This window comes from Paraburkholderia sabiae (assembly GCF_030412785.1).
GTDB lineage: Bacteria > Pseudomonadota > Gammaproteobacteria > Burkholderiales > Burkholderiaceae > Paraburkholderia > Paraburkholderia sabiae.
In genome coordinates this window covers 1,635,564-1,653,378 of sequence record NZ_CP125295.1, presented here as the reverse complement: position 1 = coordinate 1,653,378, position 17,815 = coordinate 1,635,564, and the positions used below count along the sequence as shown (strand labels likewise).

Annotated in this window: 15 protein-coding genes; 4 read left to right on the top strand and 11 right to left on the bottom strand. The window is 61.5% G+C overall.

Features of this window, described 5'->3' with window-relative positions:
* Window positions 1–13: 13 nt before the first annotated feature.
* The 4 genes from cls to QEN71_RS07420 form a co-directional block, all read right to left on the bottom strand.
* Window positions 14–1,276 (bottom strand): cardiolipin synthase, encoded by a 1,263-nt coding sequence (gene cls, locus QEN71_RS07435; protein ID WP_201656375.1) that lies wholly within the window; start codon window positions 1,274–1,276, stop codon window positions 14–16.
* A 92-nt stretch (window positions 1,277–1,368) separates the two neighbouring features.
* Window positions 1,369–1,632, bottom strand: coding sequence for a hypothetical protein (locus tag QEN71_RS07430; protein WP_201656372.1), 264 nt, complete (start codon window positions 1,630–1,632; stop codon window positions 1,369–1,371).
* Window positions 1,633–1,942: 310 nt separating this feature from the next.
* On the bottom strand, window positions 1,943–2,155 hold the full coding sequence (locus QEN71_RS07425) for a hypothetical protein (RefSeq protein ID WP_201656369.1): 213 nt from the start codon (window positions 2,153–2,155) through the stop codon (window positions 1,943–1,945).
* A 237-nt stretch (window positions 2,156–2,392) separates the two neighbouring features.
* The gene (locus QEN71_RS07420) at window positions 2,393–3,250 is read right to left on the bottom strand and encodes a mechanosensitive ion channel family protein (protein WP_201656366.1); all 858 of its coding nucleotides are present in this window, start codon (window positions 3,248–3,250) and stop codon (window positions 2,393–2,395) included.
* A gap of 257 nt (window positions 3,251–3,507) precedes the next feature.
* Here QEN71_RS07420 and QEN71_RS07415 point away from each other — a divergent pair, with 257 nt between their 5' ends.
* Together QEN71_RS07415 and QEN71_RS07410 are read left to right on the top strand one after the other, a co-directional pair.
* Window positions 3,508–4,827 carry an MFS transporter gene (locus tag QEN71_RS07415; RefSeq protein WP_233472013.1) on the top strand — a complete coding sequence of 440 codons (1,320 nt, stop codon included), beginning with the start codon at window positions 3,508–3,510 and terminating at the stop codon, window positions 4,825–4,827.
* Window positions 4,828–4,923: 96 nt separating this feature from the next.
* A complete protein-coding gene (locus QEN71_RS07410; RefSeq protein ID WP_377791530.1) occupies window positions 4,924–5,394 on the top strand; it encodes a hypothetical protein in 471 nt (156 codons plus the stop codon).
* 14 nt (window positions 5,395–5,408) lie between these two features.
* Here QEN71_RS07410 and QEN71_RS07405 read toward each other — a convergent pair whose 3' ends face one another.
* Complete coding sequence (locus tag QEN71_RS07405) at window positions 5,409–5,639, bottom strand: hypothetical protein (RefSeq protein ID WP_028368219.1); 231 nt, start codon at window positions 5,637–5,639, stop codon at window positions 5,409–5,411.
* A gap of 116 nt (window positions 5,640–5,755) precedes the next feature.
* Here QEN71_RS07405 and QEN71_RS07400 point away from each other — a divergent pair, with 116 nt between their 5' ends.
* Both QEN71_RS07400 and QEN71_RS07395 read left to right on the top strand, forming a co-directional pair.
* Window positions 5,756–5,944, top strand: a complete 189-nt coding sequence (locus QEN71_RS07400; protein ID WP_201656360.1) for a hypothetical protein — start codon at window positions 5,756–5,758, stop codon at window positions 5,942–5,944.
* Between the two features lie 242 nt (window positions 5,945–6,186).
* The gene (locus QEN71_RS07395) at window positions 6,187–7,164 is read left to right on the top strand and encodes a glycosyltransferase family 2 protein (protein ID WP_201656357.1); all 978 of its coding nucleotides are present in this window, start codon (window positions 6,187–6,189) and stop codon (window positions 7,162–7,164) included.
* 95 nt (window positions 7,165–7,259) lie between these two features.
* Here the strand turns inward: QEN71_RS07395 and QEN71_RS07390 are convergent, their stop codons facing one another.
* From QEN71_RS07390 to QEN71_RS07365, 6 genes are all read right to left on the bottom strand, one after another.
* Entirely contained in the window at window positions 7,260–8,555 is a 1,296-nt protein-coding gene (locus tag QEN71_RS07390) for an MFS family transporter (RefSeq protein WP_201656354.1), read from the bottom strand.
* Between the two features lie 301 nt (window positions 8,556–8,856).
* Window positions 8,857–10,593, bottom strand: coding sequence for a SpoVR family protein (locus QEN71_RS07385; RefSeq protein ID WP_201656351.1), 1,737 nt, complete (start codon window positions 10,591–10,593; stop codon window positions 8,857–8,859).
* Window positions 10,590–11,861, bottom strand: a complete 1,272-nt coding sequence (locus QEN71_RS07380) for a YeaH/YhbH family protein (RefSeq protein ID WP_201656348.1) — start codon at window positions 11,859–11,861, stop codon at window positions 10,590–10,592. Before QEN71_RS07380 ends, QEN71_RS07385 begins: the two co-directional genes overlap by 4 nt.
* Before the next feature lie 141 nt (window positions 11,862–12,002).
* On the bottom strand, window positions 12,003–13,925 hold the full coding sequence (locus QEN71_RS07375) for a PrkA family serine protein kinase (protein ID WP_201656345.1): 1,923 nt from the start codon (window positions 13,923–13,925) through the stop codon (window positions 12,003–12,005).
* 875 nt (window positions 13,926–14,800) lie between these two features.
* Entirely contained in the window at window positions 14,801–15,562 is a 762-nt protein-coding gene (locus QEN71_RS07370; RefSeq protein ID WP_201656342.1) for a hydratase, read from the bottom strand.
* Between the two features lie 377 nt (window positions 15,563–15,939).
* Entirely contained in the window at window positions 15,940–17,676 is a 1,737-nt protein-coding gene (locus QEN71_RS07365) for a methyl-accepting chemotaxis protein (RefSeq protein ID WP_201656336.1), read from the bottom strand.
* Window positions 17,677–17,815: the final 139 nt, after the last annotated feature.

Below are 17,815 nucleotides of genomic sequence, written 5' to 3'. Positions count from 1 at the left end.
TTGCACCTTCCCGTTAAAGCTGCGGATCGAGCAGCGCAACCGCGCGATCGATCAGCTTCGCTGTCCATGGGCGTGCATTCCAGTCTTCGAGCGTCACGCGCTTCGACTTCGCGAGGTCGTCGGCAAAAATCTGCGTCTGACGGCGCGCGAACGCCGCGTCGTAGATATTGAGGTTCGCTTCGTCGTTGAGCTTGAACGAGCGCATGTCGAAATTCGTCGAGCCGACCGACACGAGATATTCGTCGACGACGAGCAGCTTGACGTGAAACATCGTCGGCTGATACTCGAACATCTGCACGCCCGCCTCGAGCAAGCTTCCCCAGCATGCACGCGATGCCTCGCGCACGGTATGCGTGTCGATGTGCCGTCCGGGCGTCAGTATCTTCACGTCGACGCCGCGCTTCGCTGCTTCGACGATCGCATTGATCGTCAGCCTGTCCGGCACGAAATAGGCACTGGCGAGATGGATCGAACGCGTCGCCGCAGTGATCGCCATCAGATACATCAACTGCATGTCGTCGCTGCCGCCGGAGGGTGAACTGCTGAACATGTGCGCGAGGCCGTCGCCTGCTTCATCGGATTCAGGAAAGTAGTCGGGACCATGCAATACATTGCCGGTTGCCTTGATCCAGTTGTCCATGAAGACCGCTTGCATATGCCCGACCACAGGGCCCGTCACACGAAAATGCGTGTCGCGCCAGTGCTTGTCGTCCTGTGCATGACCCGTCCACTCCTGCGCAATACCGACGCCGCCCGTAAAGCCGATGCGTCCGTCGATCACGAGCAGCTTGCGGTGCGTGCGGTCGTTCATGCGGCCGAGACCTGTCCAGTGCGGCTTGTGGTACTGGATGACTTCGGCGCCTGCATTTTTGAGCATGTCCAGATAGCGCCGGTCCATCTTCTGCGAACCGACCCAGTCGAGCAGCACATGCACTGAAATGCCTGCTTGCGCTTTCTCCGTCAGCGCGTGGGCGATCTGCTCGCCGATCGCGCCCGACCAGTAGATGAACGTTTCGAACGTAATGGTTTTACGCGCGCTCGCGATGCCTTCAAGCATCGACGGAAAAATCTCGTCGCCGTTGACGAGCACTTCGAAGCAGTTGCCGGACGAGACGGGGGGCCCGAGCAGCAGCCCCATCGAGCGAATGAATTGCGGATCGTCGCTGCCGTACAGTCGCTCGATCTTGTGCTCGATCTTCTTCTCGCCCGTCGACAGATTGGCGATCACAAGCACGACGACGAGCGTGACGACGGCGGTGAGCAGGATCGTCAGCATGCGCCGCGTTCAGCGGTGGGAATGAGGGAATCGCGCGCGGTGTGCCTCGTGGGCCCTCGTAGGCATGAGGTCGCGCGCGCGGCCGCGATGCGTCACCAGTCCGGGTTGTTCACTTCCTGACGGTAACCGTAGACGTTGTTCACGAGGCGATGCGGGCGCCCGCCTGCCTGCATGACTTCGCGCCAGCCGCTCAGCGTGGCGAGCGAATCGGTGTGCAAGACCGCGTACGGTTTGCCCGCCAATCCGCTGCTGGCTGCCGCGCCGGGAAAGAGTTCGATCGCCGCGTCGTCGATAGCGATGAGCATGCGCATGTCCGTCTGCAGAATCTGCATTTCGTAAAGGGTAGCGGGTGTCATGGTGCGGCTCCTCAGTGCATGCGTCGGAATTGTTCTAGACCGTGGAGGCCGACCATGGATGATCGACGGGCTGGCGACGACGGTTTTCGAATGAACCGGACTTCATGTCGTAACGACGGACGAAGTCCAGCCGCTCACAGTAAGCAAGCGGCATTCCAAATGCATGTTCGAGACGGGACGAGGCTTACGCGGGATGGCCGGCCGGCGCTTTGAAAAAAACGCCGACGGAAGGAGTGAAAATTACGCGACGCTGCGCGCTGGCCTGCGCTTCGAGGCGCGCCAGCGTCTTGTGGTCTTCTGCTTCGAGGAGTCAGTCGATCGGCAGCTGGTCGCAGGCGTTGGTCGCCGTCGACGCGCAGATGAACGAGTAGTCGCCGCTCCAGCGCACGGCGGCGGCACTGGCGTGCACGGCGTCCTGGAAATCGGGCGACGTTTCCCACGCAATGTAGCCGGAGCACATCACGGCAGACATCACGACCAGCGAAAAGGCAATTTTTTCAAAAATCTGAAAACGGGGCAACATGGCAATCTCTTCCGGTAAGCCCGTATTCTATCTCAATACTAGGGTTTTTACCTACGACAATTGCCGCTTTGCAACATGCCGGTGCGGAAATGCACGGTCGCGAGCGCGTGGGAGGAATCGAAACGAGGCCGTGGGTGAACCGTGGTGCGTGAACTCCAGTGCAATGCACTGCAACGCATGAACTGGAACTCAGTCCAGTGCACATGCGCGATCCGGCATTGCATCGCGGAAAAACCGTCAGGCGTGCTGTGTCACCGACGTGCGCTCCGCCGTCCCCGCACGCGGCGCTTCCGCCGTTTTGCAGCCGGCTTCTTCGAGGACGGTTCGCGCGTGTTCACGCATGTCATCGGCGGCGAGCTGCGCGTCCGCTCCGCTCACCCAGACCGCGAGCCGTACCGCTGCACCGCCGCCGCGCTGATAATCGGCGGCTGTGACCACGGGCGCGAGCGTATTGCCGCCAAGCACGCGCGGATCGCCGGCGACCATCTTCTTCAGCGCATCGATCGCGCATGCGACGTCCTGGCGCTGCTGGATCGCGACTTCCACTTCCACGCGCTGCGTGCCGCCGCTGCTGTAGTTGATCACGGGATTGCTCCAGATCTGGCTGTTCGGCACGAAGACGGCATTGCCGTCGCTGCGTTCGATACGCGTCGTGAAGAGCCCCACTTCGCGCACGATACCCGCCGTCGCACCCGAGCCTTCGATCACGTCGCCTGCACGAAACGGCCGCAGCATCAGCAACATAATGCCGGCGGCAATATTCTGCAGCGTGCCTTGCAGTGCAAGACCAATCGCGAGACCGGCCGCGCCGAGCACGGCCAGCACGCTCGCCGTTGCGACGCCGACCTCGCTGAGCGCGGCGAACAGCACGAGCACGCGTATTGTCCAGGTCCCGATTGCGTTGATCATCGGCGCGAGCGTCGGATCCGCACGCGTGCGCGACATTGCTTTCGACAGCAAGGCACCGATCCGGTTGGAGAGCCACCAGCCGACGACCAGTATCAGGATCGCCACGCCCGCATGCATCACGTCATGCGTGAGCGACACGATCAGCGAAGGTTGCAGGTGAAATAGGCGAGCGATCAGATCATCCATGGTTTGTATCGATTGAAGAAAGCGACTTGCCGGCCAGTCCGCGTAACACCGCGTAACGGGCTGCCGTCTGATGCCGTCGCAGGCAGACCGGCAAGCGCGCGCCACTTGCTCTACACTGGCGGCCCGAACGAAGCGTCGACAGAACACGCGTTCCGCCGCGCTTTTCCCGCCAATGCGTTTGCAAATGCGGTGCCTGAATAAAGGCATACCGCGCGAAGGCAGTCGGCCCGTTATATGGGACGACGATCCATCTATCGATGAACACACCGCCCGCCGACTCCAGCAACCAGCCCACCGATTCCGCCGACACGTTCTCCACCCTCGTCGACGACGCCGACCGCGAACCCGAAATCAGTCTCCCGCGACAGAAGCCGTTCCAGCGTTTCTGGTGTACGCGCGTGCTGTCGTCGCTGTCGTTCCAGATGCTGGCCGTCGCGATGGGCTGGCACATCTATGCGCTCACGCATAGTGCATTTGCGCTCGGTCTCGTCGGCCTCGCGCAGTTCCTGCCGATGTTCGTGCTGACACTCGTCGTCGGTCAGGTCGCGGACCGTTACGACCGCAGGCGTATCGCGGCCATTTGCCAGGGACTCGAATGCCTCGCGGCCGCACTCTTCGCATGGGGCACATTCGGCGGCTGGATCAGCGCGCCCGTGATCTATGTGCTCGCGGCATGCGTGGGCGCGGCGCGCGCGTTCGAGTCGCCTGCCGTCGCGTCGCTGCTGCCGGGCGTCGTGCCGCGCGCGCAGCTGTCGCAGGCAACGGCCTGGGCGACCTCCGCGAACCAGGCCGCGCAGATCGGCGGCCCTGCGCTCGGCGGCCTGCTCTACGGCATCGGTCCCGGCGCGGCGTATCTTGCGTGCACGCTGTCGTTCGCGCTCGCATCGGCTGCCGTCAGCACCATTCCGCTGCGCACGAAGCCCGTGCCGCGCGCGCCTGTGACGCTCGATTCGGTGTTTTCGGGTGTGCGCTTCATCCGCAGCCAGCCCGTGATTCTCGGCGCCCTCTCGCTCGATCTGTTCGCGGTGCTGTTCGGCGGCGCGACGGCCCTGCTGCCGATCTTCGCTCGCGACGTGCTGCACGCGGGTCCGCTCGGCCTGGGCCTGCTGCGCTCCGCGTCGGCTGTCGGCGCGCTCGGCGGCACGATCTGGCTCGCGCATTTCCCGCTGCGCAACCGGCCAGGCGCGGCGATGTTCGGCGGCGTGATCGCATTCGGCATCGCGACGCTCGTGTTCGGCCTGTCGCACTCGTTCATCGTGTCGCTGTTCGCGCTGATGGCGCTCGGCGCATCGGATGTGATCAGCGTCGTCGTGCGGCTGTCGCTCGTGCAGTTGCGCACGCCCGACGACATGCTCGGCCGCGTCAGCGCCGTCAATTCGCTGTTCATCGGCACGTCGAACCAGCTTGGCGAGTTCGAATCGGGACTCACGGCCGGCTGGTGGGGCGCGCAACCTGCCGTGCTCGTCGGCGGTTGCGCGACGATCGCAATCGCGCTGCTCTGGATGAAGCTGTTTCCGGAATTGCGCCGCACGCGTACGCTCGAACGCGAAGAGCATGGCGGCGGCGCAGCGGCATAAGCCGCTGAAACAGGATCAGGCGCGTTCATTGCACACTGGCTCGGCAGATCGGCGGCGCACGAACGCTGCGCCGCCATCCAGGCCAAGGAGATGCACATGCAACGGATCCAGCGCGCCCACTTCATTCACTCGTTACGCGGAATCGTCCCGCTCGCCGCGCTCGCAGCAGCTACGCTGACACCGCTCACAGCCAGCGCCGACGATGCCCCGAACCCCTGCGCCGCACTCAAGCGCATCGTCGCTGCGGCGCCTACGGGCTTTTCTCAGCTCACGCCCGACGACGGCAAAGGCGTCGCGCAGCCCTATGGCAGCGACGCGCAATGCGGCGCGACGCAAGGCAGTTACACGTGTTCATGGACGCCGAGCGGCGGCGCGGGTTCGAGCACGACGGCCTTGCAGGCGGTAGCGGCCGACATCGCCTCCTGTTTGCCCGACGCGACGCACGACGTGAATTCGCCCGCGCGGCAGCATTTCTATATCGGCCCGCGCGACTCGCGTACGCAGATCACAGCGATGCCCGCCGGCGCGAGCAAACTGAAACTGGTCGTGTCGGGCAAGGGCAAATAAAGGCAGCGCGCACGCTATTCGATCCGATACCACACGCGAATGCCCGAATACCAGTGACTCACGCTCGTATCGTCGCCAGAACCGAAGGTCGACAGACTCTCTACGTTGATCACGTCGACCTTGTGCTCGGCGATCCATGCATTCGCGCGATCGACGAGCGCCGCGGCATTCTCGTACACATGTCCGCGGATCATGTGACGTTGCAACACTTGCCGTTCGAAATCCTGGAACGCGATTTTGCTCATTGGGTTGTCTCCGTCAGGCTGTTTTGTGATGTAGGTGCCTGGCGACGAGTCTATCAACGGCGCGACGGGACCGGCAATTGCTGGATCAAGGCGAACATTGTTCCAAGGAGCATCCCATGAGCAGCCAGAAGCAGGATACGGCCGGCACGGCCAGCCCCGGCGGCGATCTCGAACATCCGAAGCCTCCCGTTCACAGCGACAACGAAAAGAGCAAGATGCCCGAACGCGACGACGAACACCGCAAGCAGTCGCCTGCCGACCGCCCCGGCAGAAAAACCGGCGAAGGCGAACCTTCCGTCGGTTGATGCATTCGCGCGCGAGCGCGACCATTCGCAGCAAGAAATACGGCGGCCTGCATTTTTTGCAGCGCCGCCGTATTTTTTTCACGGCAAATCCCGCACAGTCTGCAGCCGGAATTCACGGAAACAGCATTATTTACTGAATTTTTTCTGGTTATTTTTCCGCGCCCTTCATCTACCTTGCGGCGAGCAGCGGAAGATTTCGTAACGAGTCCGCTGCTTCTGGTCAATGGAGCGAGCGGAAAACAATGACGACATCCTGCAAGGTTTCCATTTGCGTCCCGACATACAACCGGCCCGAGTTGCTCGTCGAATGTCTGGATTCGTGTCTGGCACAGACGCACACGAACATCGAAGTACTGATCGGCGATGATTCGAGCGATACGCGCACGCAACAGCTGATCGCCACGCGCTACGCGCACGACGCGCGTATTCGCTACGTGAAGAACGAGCCGTCGCTGGGTCAGGCGCGCAACGTCGCGAGTCTGTTCGCGCGCGCAACGGGCGACAAGATCGCGCTGATTCACGACGACGATTACTTCACGCACGATGGCATCGAAATTTTGCTGGCGCTGTGGCAACAGCATCCGCAACTCGAAGTCGCGTTCGCGGATCAGTACGAAGTCGACGCGCAAGGCAACTTCGATACGGCGCAAAGTGCGACCGTCAACGAGGCCTTCCATCGCAACGCAGCCGCGCAAGGTCTGCAGAAGCAGCCAGGGCGCACGGGTCTCGTGCAGATGTTCCCGAACAACGGCTGGATGGCGAATGCCGCGCTCGTCAAACGGATCAGCTATCGCGATGACGTCGGGACGTGCTGCGATTACGTGTTCGGTTCCGAGTTGTGTCTCGCTGCATCGCAGGTGTTTTACCTGCATCGTTATGTGTCGTACTACCGCAAGACGGACGCGTCCGTTTCGGGCCGCTCGCGCGGCTCGGCCGCTTCCGCTTCGTTCACGGCATTCGAATTCGTGTCGAAGCTGACGCTCGATGCGTCGCTTGAACCTGCGCGCCGGCTCGCGTTGCGCAGGCTCGCGCCGATCGTCGTGTCGCTGTATGCGAAGAACGACGCGCCCTTTGCAGCGTTGCGCGTGGCGTTCGAGCATCTCTACGCGTATTCGTACGGCTTCGATGTGCGGCTCTACTATCATCTGTCGCTGATCGTGCGCGCCTTCATTCCGACGAAGTCGCGCGGACTGCCGCCATCGGCACCGCGCTTTCCCTGACTTTCCCCGACCTTTCCGAGTAACGGCACATAAAAAAAGCGGCTCTAACAAGAGCCGCTTTTTGCACATCGTGATCGCGCTTCAGGCGCAAAGCATCACGGTTCGTTACGCAGGTAGCCTTCCTTCGAAGGATCGCGCATGCGGAACGACACGAGGCCCGCGATCGCGCAGAGCACCGTCACGTACCAGTAGAACATCGATTCGCTGCCTGCCTGCTTGAGCCACAACGCGACGTATTCGGCCGAGCCACCGAAGATCGCGTTCGCCACTGCATACGACAGACCGACGCCGAGCGCGCGCACTTCAGGCGGGAACATCTCGGCCTTGATGAGGCCGCTGATCGACGTATAGAAGCTGACGATAGCCAGTGCGATCACGACCAGCACGAAGGCCATTACCGGGCTCGTCACGTCCTTCAATGCGTGCAGCAGCGGCACCGTGCCGATCGTCGCGAAGAAGCCGAACAGCAGCATCGACTGACGGCGACCGATGCGATCCGACAGCGCGCCGAACACGGGCTGCATGATCATGTAGACGAAGAGCGCTGCCGTCATCACGTTGCTCGCCGTTTTAGTGTTCATGCCCGCCGTGTTGACGAGGTACTTCTGCATGTACGTCGTGAACGTGTAGAAAATCAGCGAGCCGCCAGCCGTGAAGCCGAGCACCGTGAAGAATGCGCCCTTGTGCTTCCACATGCCGCGCAGCGTGCCCGCTTCCTTGCGTTGACGCGTTTCGGCCGTCGTCGTTTCGTCGAGCGAGCGGCGCAGATACAGCGCGACGAGGGCCGCCAGTGCGCCGACCACGAACGGAACGCGCCAGCCCCACGCCTTCAGCTCTTCCGTCGTCAGCACCTGTTGCAGGATCACGAGCACGAGCAGCGCAAAGAGTTGACCGCCGATCAGCGTCACGTACTGGAACGACGCGAAGAAACCGCGACGGCCCTTCAACGCAACCTCACTCATATAGGTTGCGCTGGTGCCGTACTCGCCGCCCACCGACAGGCCCTGAAACAGGCGCGCGACCAGCAGCAGCGCAGGCGCAAGCGCGCCGATCTGTGCATAGGTCGGCAAGGCAGCGATCACCAGCGAGCCGCCGCACATCATGAACACCGACACCATCATCGCGAAGCGCCGGCCGCGTTTGTCAGCGAGACGGCCGAAGAACCAGCCGCCGATCGGGCGCATCAGGAAGCCCGCAGCGAACACGCCAGCCGTATTCAACAGCTGCGCGGTCGTATCGCCCTTCGGGAAGAACGCGGGCGCGAAGTACAGTGCGCAAAACGAGTAGACGTAGAAATCGAACCACTCGACGAGATTGCCCGACGAAGCGCCGACGATCGCGAAGATGCGTCGCCGGGTATCGGAGGGCGTGAAGACTGTCGTATCGGTCATGCTGGTGTCGGTCCCTTCTTGAAGTTTCAGCGGTCGAACGCCGCCTTTGTTTTGCGCTCCACCCGGTTTCAACCAGGTTTCGGTCTCGTTGCAACCGGGTTGCAGCGCGCGTGCGAGATTGTATCTATATGTAAGCTTTGGCGCGTCGGTATCTTAACGGATATCCCAGGATAACGGCGTGTGCGCGGGCATCTGTAGGGTTGCGCTTCCTTTCGGGCACTCAGCCGCCGCTTGCTAGAAACGCTGCGCAAAAGAAAAGAGCCAGCCCGAAGGCTGGCTCTGGTGACGATCAGTTAGGGACTCAAACGCGAACGGCAGGCGCCTGGTAGCGGCACTCGTAACGCTTCCTGACCGTGCCGTTTTCGTCGACACTTTCCAGATACACGTCGAATTGCCACAAGCGCGCCATGTGCTTGAGCACTTCGTCGCTGTCGCCCGACAGATGCCGGTTGTCGCTCATGAAGTGGCGCAGCGTGAGACTGCGGTCGCCGCGCGTATTCACCGAATACACCTGAATGTTCGGCTCGCGATGATGCATGTCGTACTGGCGCGAGAGCGCCTGACGCACGTATTGATAGCCGCTGTCGTCGTGGATCGCGGAGACTTCGAGCGCATCGCGCATGTCGTCGTCGAGCACCGAAAAGAGCCGCATTTCACGGATCAGATGCGGCGACAGATACTGCGCAACGAAGCTCTCGTCCTTGAAGTTGCGCATCGCGTAGTGCAGCGCCTGCAGCCACGGACTGCCCGCGAGTTCGGGGAACCACTTGCGGTCCTCTTCCGTCGGGTGTTCGCAGATGCGGCGGATGTCGCTCATCATCGAGAAGCCGAGCGCATACGGATTGATGCCGCTGTAATACGGCTTCGTCACGGGCGGCTGATAGACGACGTTGCTGTGCGAATGGAGAAACTCCATCATGAAGCCGTCTTCGAGCTTGCCCTCGTTGTACATCGTGTTCAGCAGCGTGTAATGCCAGAACGTCGCCCAGCCTTCGTTCATCACCTGCGTTTGCCGCTGCGGATAGAAGTACTGGCCGATCTTGCGCACGATGCGGATGACTTCGCGTTCCCACGGTTCGAGCAGCGGCGCATTTTTCTCCGCGAAATACAGCAGGTTTTCCTGCGGCTCGGGCGGATAGCGGTCTTCCACTTCTTCGGGCAACGGCGTGTGACGCGTTGGCAGCGTGCGCCACAATTCGTTGACCTGCGACTGCAGATACGCTTCGCGTTCGCGGCGCGCTGCGAACTCCTTCTGCAACGACAGCTTCTGCGGACGCTTGTAGCGGTCCACGCCGTAGTTCATCAGCGCGTGGCACGAGTCGAGCAGTTCTTCGACGCGATCGAGCCCGAAGCGCTCTTCGCACTCCGCGATGTAGTTCTTCGCGTAGACGAGGTAATCGATGATGGCATGCGCATCCGTCCACAAGCGGAACAGGTAATTCCCCTTGAAGAACGAGTTGTGCCCGTAGGCCGCATGCGCAATGACGAGCGCCTGCATCGTCATCGTGTTCTCTTCCATCAGATACGCGATGCAGGGATTGGAGTTGATGACGATCTCGTACGCGAGGCCCATTTGCCCGCGACGGTAACTCTTTTCGGTAGCAAGAAAGTGTTTGCCGAACGACCAGTGCCGGTAATTGACCGGCATGCCGACGGACGCGTACGCGTCCATCATCTGTTCAGCGCTGATGAGTTCGAGCTGGATCGGATAGACATCGAGTTCATATTGCTCTGCAACATGCGCAATATGAGTGTCGTACTCTTCGATCAGTTCGAAGGTCCAGTCGGACGGACACGGCAACGGCCTTCTATCGGCAACGTTCATACGGACTTCCCTTTGCCCTTCGGTGGGCGCCCCGGTGGGTCCACGTGCTGCAGCTGCGTCAGGCGCTACGCCTGCTCCGGCATCGGGCGCACGCGGATTCTGCACGTGCGCAGTATTCGCCTCGGCATGCCCGGCCTCACGCTGCTTCGGCACGCCTTGTCGACGCTCCGGCTGATAGCCGCGCGCCTCGTTGTGCAGGTGGCGTGTCGTCATGCGGCTTCCACCTGCTTTTCGAACAGCTCGCGGAACACCGGATAGATATCCGCAGCCGTTTCGACCTTCTTCATCGCCATATGCGGCTGCGACAGTGCGAGTTGCGCATATTCCAGCCACAGGTTCTGCTCTTCGGGCGTCACCTGAATGTACGCAAAATACCGCACCTTCTCGAGAATGTCATCTGCGAGGATCTTGCGGCATTTCGGCGAATCGTCGGTCCAGTTGTCGCCGTCCGAAGCCTGCGCGCCGTAAATGTTCCATTCAGTAGGCGAGTAGCGTTCGTCGAGTATCTTCTGCATCAGTTCCAGCGCGCTCGACACCACCGTGCCGCCGCTTTCCGTCGAATGGAAGAACGTGTCTTCGTCGACTTCTTCGGCGCGCGTATGGTGACGGATGAAGACCACCTCGATCTTCTCGTAGTTACGCTTGAGGAACAGGTACAGCAGGATGAAGAAGCGCTTGGCGAGATCCTTGCGCTGCTCGTCCATCGAACCCGACACATCCATCAGACAAAACATCACGGCCTGGCTCGACGGCTGCGGCTGCTTCACGCGGTTCACGTAACGCAGATCGAACGGATCGATAAACGGAATGCGCCAGATGCGGCCGCGCAGATGATGGATTTCCTCTTCGAGCAGCTTGATCTCTTCGCGACGGTCGGCGGGGTCCGCCTTCATCGCTTCGAGTTGCTGTTCGAGTTCGTGCAGTTCGTTGACGAGCGGCGCGCCGAGCGCGATACGCCGGCCCAATGCGCTGCGCAGCGAACGCACCACGTCGATGTTGTTCGGCGTGCCTTCGGCAGCCCAGCCCGCGCGGATACTCTTCCACGTCGGCACGGCGAGCAGATGGGTTTTGACGAGACGCGGCAGTTCGAGATCGTCGAAGAAGTACTGCATGAATTCTTCGCGGCTGAGTTCGAAGACGAAGTCGTCCTGCCCTTCGCCCTCGTTGCTGGCGTTGCCACCGCCACCGCTACCACCGCCTCCTTGCGGACGCGGGATCTTGTCGCCGCGAATGTAGTCGGCGTTACCCGGGTGCACCATTTCGCGCTTGCCGCCCGGACCATGCCGGAACGAAGGCTCCGCAATGTCCTTGCGCGGAATCGTGATGCTCTGGGTGTTCTGGATATCCTTGATGCTGCGGTCGCGCACCGCTTCCGATACTGCGCGCCGAATATAGCCCTTTACACGACGCAAAAAGCGTTCGCGGTTTGCAATGCTCTTGTTCTTGCCTGCCAGCCTGCGGTCGATGATTTGATGAAGCACATCCGGTCTCCCGCTCCGATTTGGAATACGCGGGGCGCAAGTTGCGCATGCAATCTTATGTCCATGCGGCTTGCGCCTCGCAGGAGGCCCGCGCGTACCGGGTGAAGCGAACCCGTTGGCGCGGGCGTTGCGCTACGCGTGTCATGACGACTTGCGCACACGCAGATACCAGTCGCACAAGAGCCGCACCTGCTTCGGCGTATAGCCCTTGGTGACCATCCGGTTGACGAAGTCTTCGTGCTTGCGCTGCTCCTCCGCCGATCCTTTGGCATTGAACGAGATGACGGGCAGAAGTTCTTCCGTATTCGAGAACATTTTCTTTTCGATCACGACGCGCAGCTTTTCATAGCTGATCCACGCGGGATTCTTGCCCCCGTTCGCGGCACGCGCACGCAGCACGAAATTCACGATCTCGTTGCGGAAGTCCTTCGGATTGCTGATGCCGGCAGGCTTCTCGATCTTCTCCAGTTCGGCGTTGAGCGCCGCGCGGTCGAAGCTCTCGCCTGTGTCGTGATCGCGGAACTCCTGGTCCTGAATCCAGAAGTCGGCGTACGTCACATAGCGATCGAAAATGTTCTGCCCATACTCGGAATACGACTCCAGATACGCAGTCTGAATCTCCTTGCCGATGAATTCAGCATAACGCGACGCGAGCACGTCCTTGATGAACGACAGATATTTCTGCTCGGTTTCCGGCGGGAACTGTTCGCGCTCGATCTGTTGTTCGAGCACGTACATCAGGTGCACCGGGTTCGCCGCCACTTCCGTCGTGTCGAAGTTGAACACGCGCGACAGGATCTTGAACGCGAAGCGTGTGGACACACCCGTCATGCCCTCGTCGACGCCCGCGAAGTCGCGATACTCCTGATACGACTTCGCCTTCGGATCGGTGTCTTTCAGGTTCTCGCCGTCGTACACCTGCATCTTCGAAAAGAGGCTGGAATTCTCGGGCTCCTGCAAACGCGTGAGCACCGACATCTGCGCCATCATCTTCAGCGTGCCGGGCGCGCAGACCGCGTTCGACAGCGACGAATTGCGCAGCAGCTTCTCGTAGATCTTCATCTCTTCCGAGTAGCGCAGGCAGTACGGCACCTTCACGACGAAGATACGGTCGAGCAGTGCTTCGTTGTTGCGGTTGTTGCGGAACGCCTTCCATTCCGACTCGTTCGAGTGCGCGAGGATGATGCCGTCGAACGGAATCGCGCCGAAGCCTTCCGTGCCCTTGAAGTTGCCTTCCTGGGTTGCCGTCAGCAACGGGTGCAGCACCTTGATCGGCGCCTTGAACATTTCGACGAATTCGAGCAGGCCCTGATTGGCGAGGCAAAGACCGCCCGAGTAGCTGTATGCGTCTGCATCGTCCTGGGCGTACTGTTCGAGCTTGCGGATATCGACCTTGCCCACGAGCGACGAAATATCCTGATTGTTTTCGTCGCCAGGCTCGGTCTTCGCAATGCCGATCTGCCGGAGGATGGACGGATAGCGGCGCACCACGCGGAACTTGCGGATATCGCCGTTGTATTCATGCAGGCGCTTGACGGCCCACGGGCTCAAAATGCTCTTCAGGTAGCGGCGCGGAATGCCATATTGCTCTTCGAGGATGGGACCGTCCTCGTCGTAATCGAACAGCCCGAGGGGCGACTCGTTGACGGGCGAACCCTTGATCGAATAGAACGGCACGCGTTCCATCAGTTGCTTGAGCCGTTCGGCGATCGACGACTTGCCGCCGCCCACCGGGCCCAACAGATAGAGAATCTGCTTCTTTTCTTCGAGCCCCTGGGCAGCGTGCCTGAAGTAGGCCACCACCTGCTCGATCACGTCCTCCATTCCGTAGAACTCACGGAACGCGGGGTATACCTTGATCACCTTGTTCGCGAAGATACGCGAGGTACGCGGATCGTTGCGCGTGTCGATCTGTTCCGGTTCCCCGATTGCCGTCAACATGCGTTCGCCAGCGGTGGCGTACGCGGCGGGATTTTCTTTGCAGAGCGCGAGATACTCCTCGAGCGAAAGTTCCTCCTCTCGCGTTTTCTCGAAGCGGGTCGCGAAACTGCTGTAGATATCCATGCTACCTCCTCGCCGAAGTCTGGGACGATGTCGTGCGCGGCGCGCTATCAGGAAACGACATCGCTCGAATTCATCCTAAACCCTTTTAAATTTTTTTTCACGAACTACGTTGTGAAAATCGCGCCACAGCCAGCACTCGCCAACCCCTGCTTGATGACGAAAATACGGTCACTTACAATCGTTGCCCACAGCCTGCGAAACACGACCGACGTGCTGCATTGCATCTCGCGTTCCTTCCCTGCGTTTCATGCGTCGCATGACATCCGATACATGTGGCATCGCGCGGTTCCCTGCACTTTTCCGCACCTTCGCAAACAAGCCTGTAGCACGCTGTCTGCCTGACCACACTCCGACCACACATTACTTCTTTCAGCCTGTGCGTGCAGTGCATGTGACGCCATGCATTCCGTCGCCATGACTCCACGTTGACGCAGATACGCACGGCCTTTTCCGCCATAACGCACACACCCGCGCTTGCGACGACAGTCTGCTCGCTGTGTTACATGTTTTGCATGTGCGGTAGGGCGCATGTCCTGCTGTTCGTCCGTGCGTACGTCAATTCGTTCAACCAAAACTGCATGCGTACGTGTGCATGTTCAACGCGTCACATGCACTCGATGTCGTCTGAAATCCCTGTTAAGTGCAGGGTCGTGTGCAGAGTCGACATGCACGCTCGTTCATGTCTGTATGACGACGAGTGCAGCACGCGTCTGAATAGGTAGATGTAGCCAGGTGATTGCCCTTCATTACCTGCGATGGCCGCAAGGACGAATTAGTGCAGGCAGTGCAGGCGGGCGTGAGTGCATGCGCATGCACCGGCACGTATTCGAGTGCCGGTGCCGCGTGGAAGAGATGGGTGTCGGAAGCTTAGTGGTTTACGTCAATTCGACTTCGACTTCGCCGAGTCCGTCGATATGGCCATATACGGTGCCCGGTCCATCGACGCGATGCGCGCCCACATACGAGCCCGTGGTGATGGTCCATTCCGGATCGATCGTGATACCCATAGCCGCGCAATGGTTGACGAACCACACCAGCAGTTCGCGCGGATCGCCGGCGGGGTTGCCCGGCGATTCGGGCACGAGCGATTTGCCTTCGAACGTCAGTTCCAGTTCGGGCGACACGAAATCGAATGAGCGCGCGATCGACGCATACGGCACGGCATGCCCCGTCACCAGCGCGCCGTTGTTCTGCGCATCGGCGAGTTGCGCGAGCGGCGCGACGTTCGGCCATTCGGCAAAGCGGCTATCGACGATTTCGATGGTCGGCAGCACCGAACCGACGCGTGCGAGCACTTCGTCGCGCGCATAGGCCTGACCATGCGGCTCGATCGGTTCGGCAAAGCGGAACGCCACTTCCAGCTCCAGCAGCACGCGAAAAAACGAACCATGTTCGAGGCGCGCAGGCGAAGCGACCGTCAGCGCAGCCGGAATCGGCGCGCCCGATGCCGGACCGCCCGGAGCTTTGGCACCGATTTTCCAGGCGCCCGTTGCACCGCCCAGGCCGGTGATCACCGACTGCTGGATGGCATAAGCCGTGGCGGCATCGGGCGGGAGGGAGTCGAGCGGCAGCGTGTCGATAGCGCGGTGCTGGCGGCGCGCATGCACGAGGCGTTGCGCGAGGTCGTGATCCGTCATGTCGTATCCCTTGTTGGCTGTTTTGAGGCGGTGCATAGCGCGCGCGGCGTGGCGGCGAGGCCATGACGAGGGACGCGCGGCATCTCGCGTGAAACGCCCTCACTTCATACGGTTCGCGCACGCCGTCATGCGGCGTGGGTACGTGCCCGATGTCCTGATGACACCCGTCAACATGTTCGCAACCGCGTTCGTCAATGTACCGGAACAATGCCGCGGCGGGTCAGTTCGGGTGCGCTCGAAAAACAAAAAGACGGCTGCCCTGGCGAGGACAGCCGTCTTCGGATGCTGCGTCGGTCCGCGGCATATCGCGCGAACGGACGAAGCGGATGGTCACGCGCAGCGGAGCGATGCGGCCGCGCGAGCCCAATTTTGGTGCGTCAGAACGTTTCCCAATCGGCATCCGACGTCGCTGCCGCTTTCTGCGGCGCGGCGGCGCGAGCCGGCGCAGGTGCCGCGGCGGGCGCTGCCGCTGCCGGCGCTGCGGCCGGCATCGACGGCGCTACCTTGCGCGGTGCGGACACGGGTGCGTGGCGCACGGGACGCTTTGCCGGCGTCGCCGAAAAGCTGCTGGCCGATTCGTCGACCTGGAACACGGAAACCGTCGTACGCAGCTTGGCTGCCTGCTCTTCCAGCGAGGACGCCGCCGCTGCCGCTTCTTCGACCAGCGCCGCATTCTGGGTCGTCACTTCGTCCATCTGCGTGACGGCGCGCGCAACCTGATCGATGCCGCTGCTCTGCTCTTCCGACGCCGCCGCGATCTCGCCCATGATGTCCGTCACGCGCTGCACCGCACCGATGATTTCCGTCATCGTGCGACCCGCTTCGTCCACGAGCGCCGAGCCCGCCTGAACGCGCTCGACCGACGTGTCGATCAGTTCCTTGATTTCCTTCGCCGCTGCCGACGAACGCTGCGCGAGGCTGCGCACTTCGCCCGCGACGACCGCGAAGCCGCGGCCTTCTTCGCCTGCGCGCGCCGCTTCGACGGCTGCGTTCAGCGCCAGAATGTTGGTCTGGAACGCGATGCCTTCGATGATCGCGATGATGTCTGCGATCTTCGCCGAACTCTGGTTGATGTCGCCCATCGTGCCGACCACCTGGCCAACCACCGAGCTGCCCTTGTTGGCAATCTCCGACGCGTTCGCCGCGAGCGCGCTCGCCTGGCGGGCATTGTCGGCGTTCTGCTTCACCGTGCCCGTCAGTTCTTCCATGCTCGACGCCGTCTGCTGCAGCGCGGACGCCTGCTCTTCCGTACGCGATGACAGATCGATATTGCCCGCCGCGATCTGGCGCGTAGCCGTCGCGATCGATTCGCTGCCCGAGCGCACCGTGCGGACCGTTTCCGTCAGGCTGCGCTGCATCTTGCCGATACCGTCGATCAGCTGGCCCATTTCATCGCGCGACGTCGCCACGACGGGACGGCGCAGGTCGCCGGCGGCGATTGCGTCGAAGTGTTCGAGCGCGTCCGACAGCGGCCGGGCGATCGCGCCGCGCAGCGTCACATAGGAGAAGAACGCGGCGATTACGCCCGCCAGCAGCGCGACGATGCTGATCACGCGGAACGTCGAGAAGGTCGACTGCGCGTTATCGAAGCTCTGCTTGGCCAGTTCGAACTGGAGCTTGCGCAGCGCGTCGTCGGCGCCGGACAGCTCGTTGTAGGTCGCCTGGAGACGCTTCGCGCCGTCAATCACCTTCGATTGATCGTTTGCGCTAACGATTGCGTAGAAAGCCTCCATGGTTTGATGAAGCGTGTCGCGTTTGGCCGTCACGTCTTGCGCCAGGCGATCTTCCTCGGCGCCGCGCGGCGTCGACAGATATCGCTTCCACCAGTCGTCCGAGATCGCGCGCATCGAGCGGGCGCGCTCCAGCGTCGCGGCAACTTCGGGCGTGCCGAGCATGAACGCGGCGCGGTCGAGGGCGAGACGTTCACGTGCGGCGTACAGCTCGGCATTGCCGATATCGACGGCGCTCGGCATCTGGTTCGTGAACACGTCGCGCAGCGAGTCGTTGGAGCGGCTCAGGCCAAACAGCCCGAGCAGCGCGATGGCGACCAGCAATGCGGCGAGAAAAGCCATCGTCAGGCCAATTCGTGCCTTGATGGTGATGCCCTTGTTCATGCTTCTTCCTGTGAGATAACTGTGAGAGGCGCGTTGTCGCTGCAACGCATGTCGTACGCGGTGGTCTTGCACGGCGCCGTTTGCTATGGAACGTGGCGCTCTGACTGCGTTTACGGCATTCGAGTGGAAGACTTGAAGC

Coding starts and splice junctions, on each gene's coding strand:
- cls (WP_201656375.1), bottom strand. CDS start 1,276: ATGCTGACGATCCTGCTCACCGCCGTCGTCACGCTCGTCGTCGTGCTT.
- QEN71_RS07430 (WP_201656372.1), bottom strand. CDS start 1,632: ATGACACCCGCTACCCTTTACGAAATGCAGATTCTGCAGACGGACATG.
- QEN71_RS07425 (WP_201656369.1), bottom strand. CDS start 2,155: ATGTTGCCCCGTTTTCAGATTTTTGAAAAAATTGCCTTTTCGCTGGTC.
- QEN71_RS07420 (WP_201656366.1), bottom strand. CDS start 3,250: ATGGATGATCTGATCGCTCGCCTATTTCACCTGCAACCTTCGCTGATC.
- QEN71_RS07415 (WP_233472013.1), top strand. CDS start 3,508: ATGAACACACCGCCCGCCGACTCCAGCAACCAGCCCACCGATTCCGCC.
- QEN71_RS07410 (WP_377791530.1), top strand. CDS start 4,924: ATGCAACGGATCCAGCGCGCCCACTTCATTCACTCGTTACGCGGAATC.
- QEN71_RS07405 (WP_028368219.1), bottom strand. CDS start 5,639: ATGAGCAAAATCGCGTTCCAGGATTTCGAACGGCAAGTGTTGCAACGT.
- QEN71_RS07400 (WP_201656360.1), top strand. CDS start 5,756: ATGAGCAGCCAGAAGCAGGATACGGCCGGCACGGCCAGCCCCGGCGGC.
- QEN71_RS07395 (WP_201656357.1), top strand. CDS start 6,187: ATGACGACATCCTGCAAGGTTTCCATTTGCGTCCCGACATACAACCGG.
- QEN71_RS07390 (WP_201656354.1), bottom strand. CDS start 8,555: ATGACCGATACGACAGTCTTCACGCCCTCCGATACCCGGCGACGCATC.
- QEN71_RS07385 (WP_201656351.1), bottom strand. CDS start 10,593: ATGACGACACGCCACCTGCACAACGAGGCGCGCGGCTATCAGCCGGAG.
- QEN71_RS07375 (WP_201656345.1), bottom strand. CDS start 13,925: ATGGATATCTACAGCAGTTTCGCGACCCGCTTCGAGAAAACGCGAGAG.
- QEN71_RS07370 (WP_201656342.1), bottom strand. CDS start 15,562: ATGACGGATCACGACCTCGCGCAACGCCTCGTGCATGCGCGCCGCCAG.
- QEN71_RS07365 (WP_201656336.1), bottom strand. CDS start 17,676: ATGAACAAGGGCATCACCATCAAGGCACGAATTGGCCTGACGATGGCT.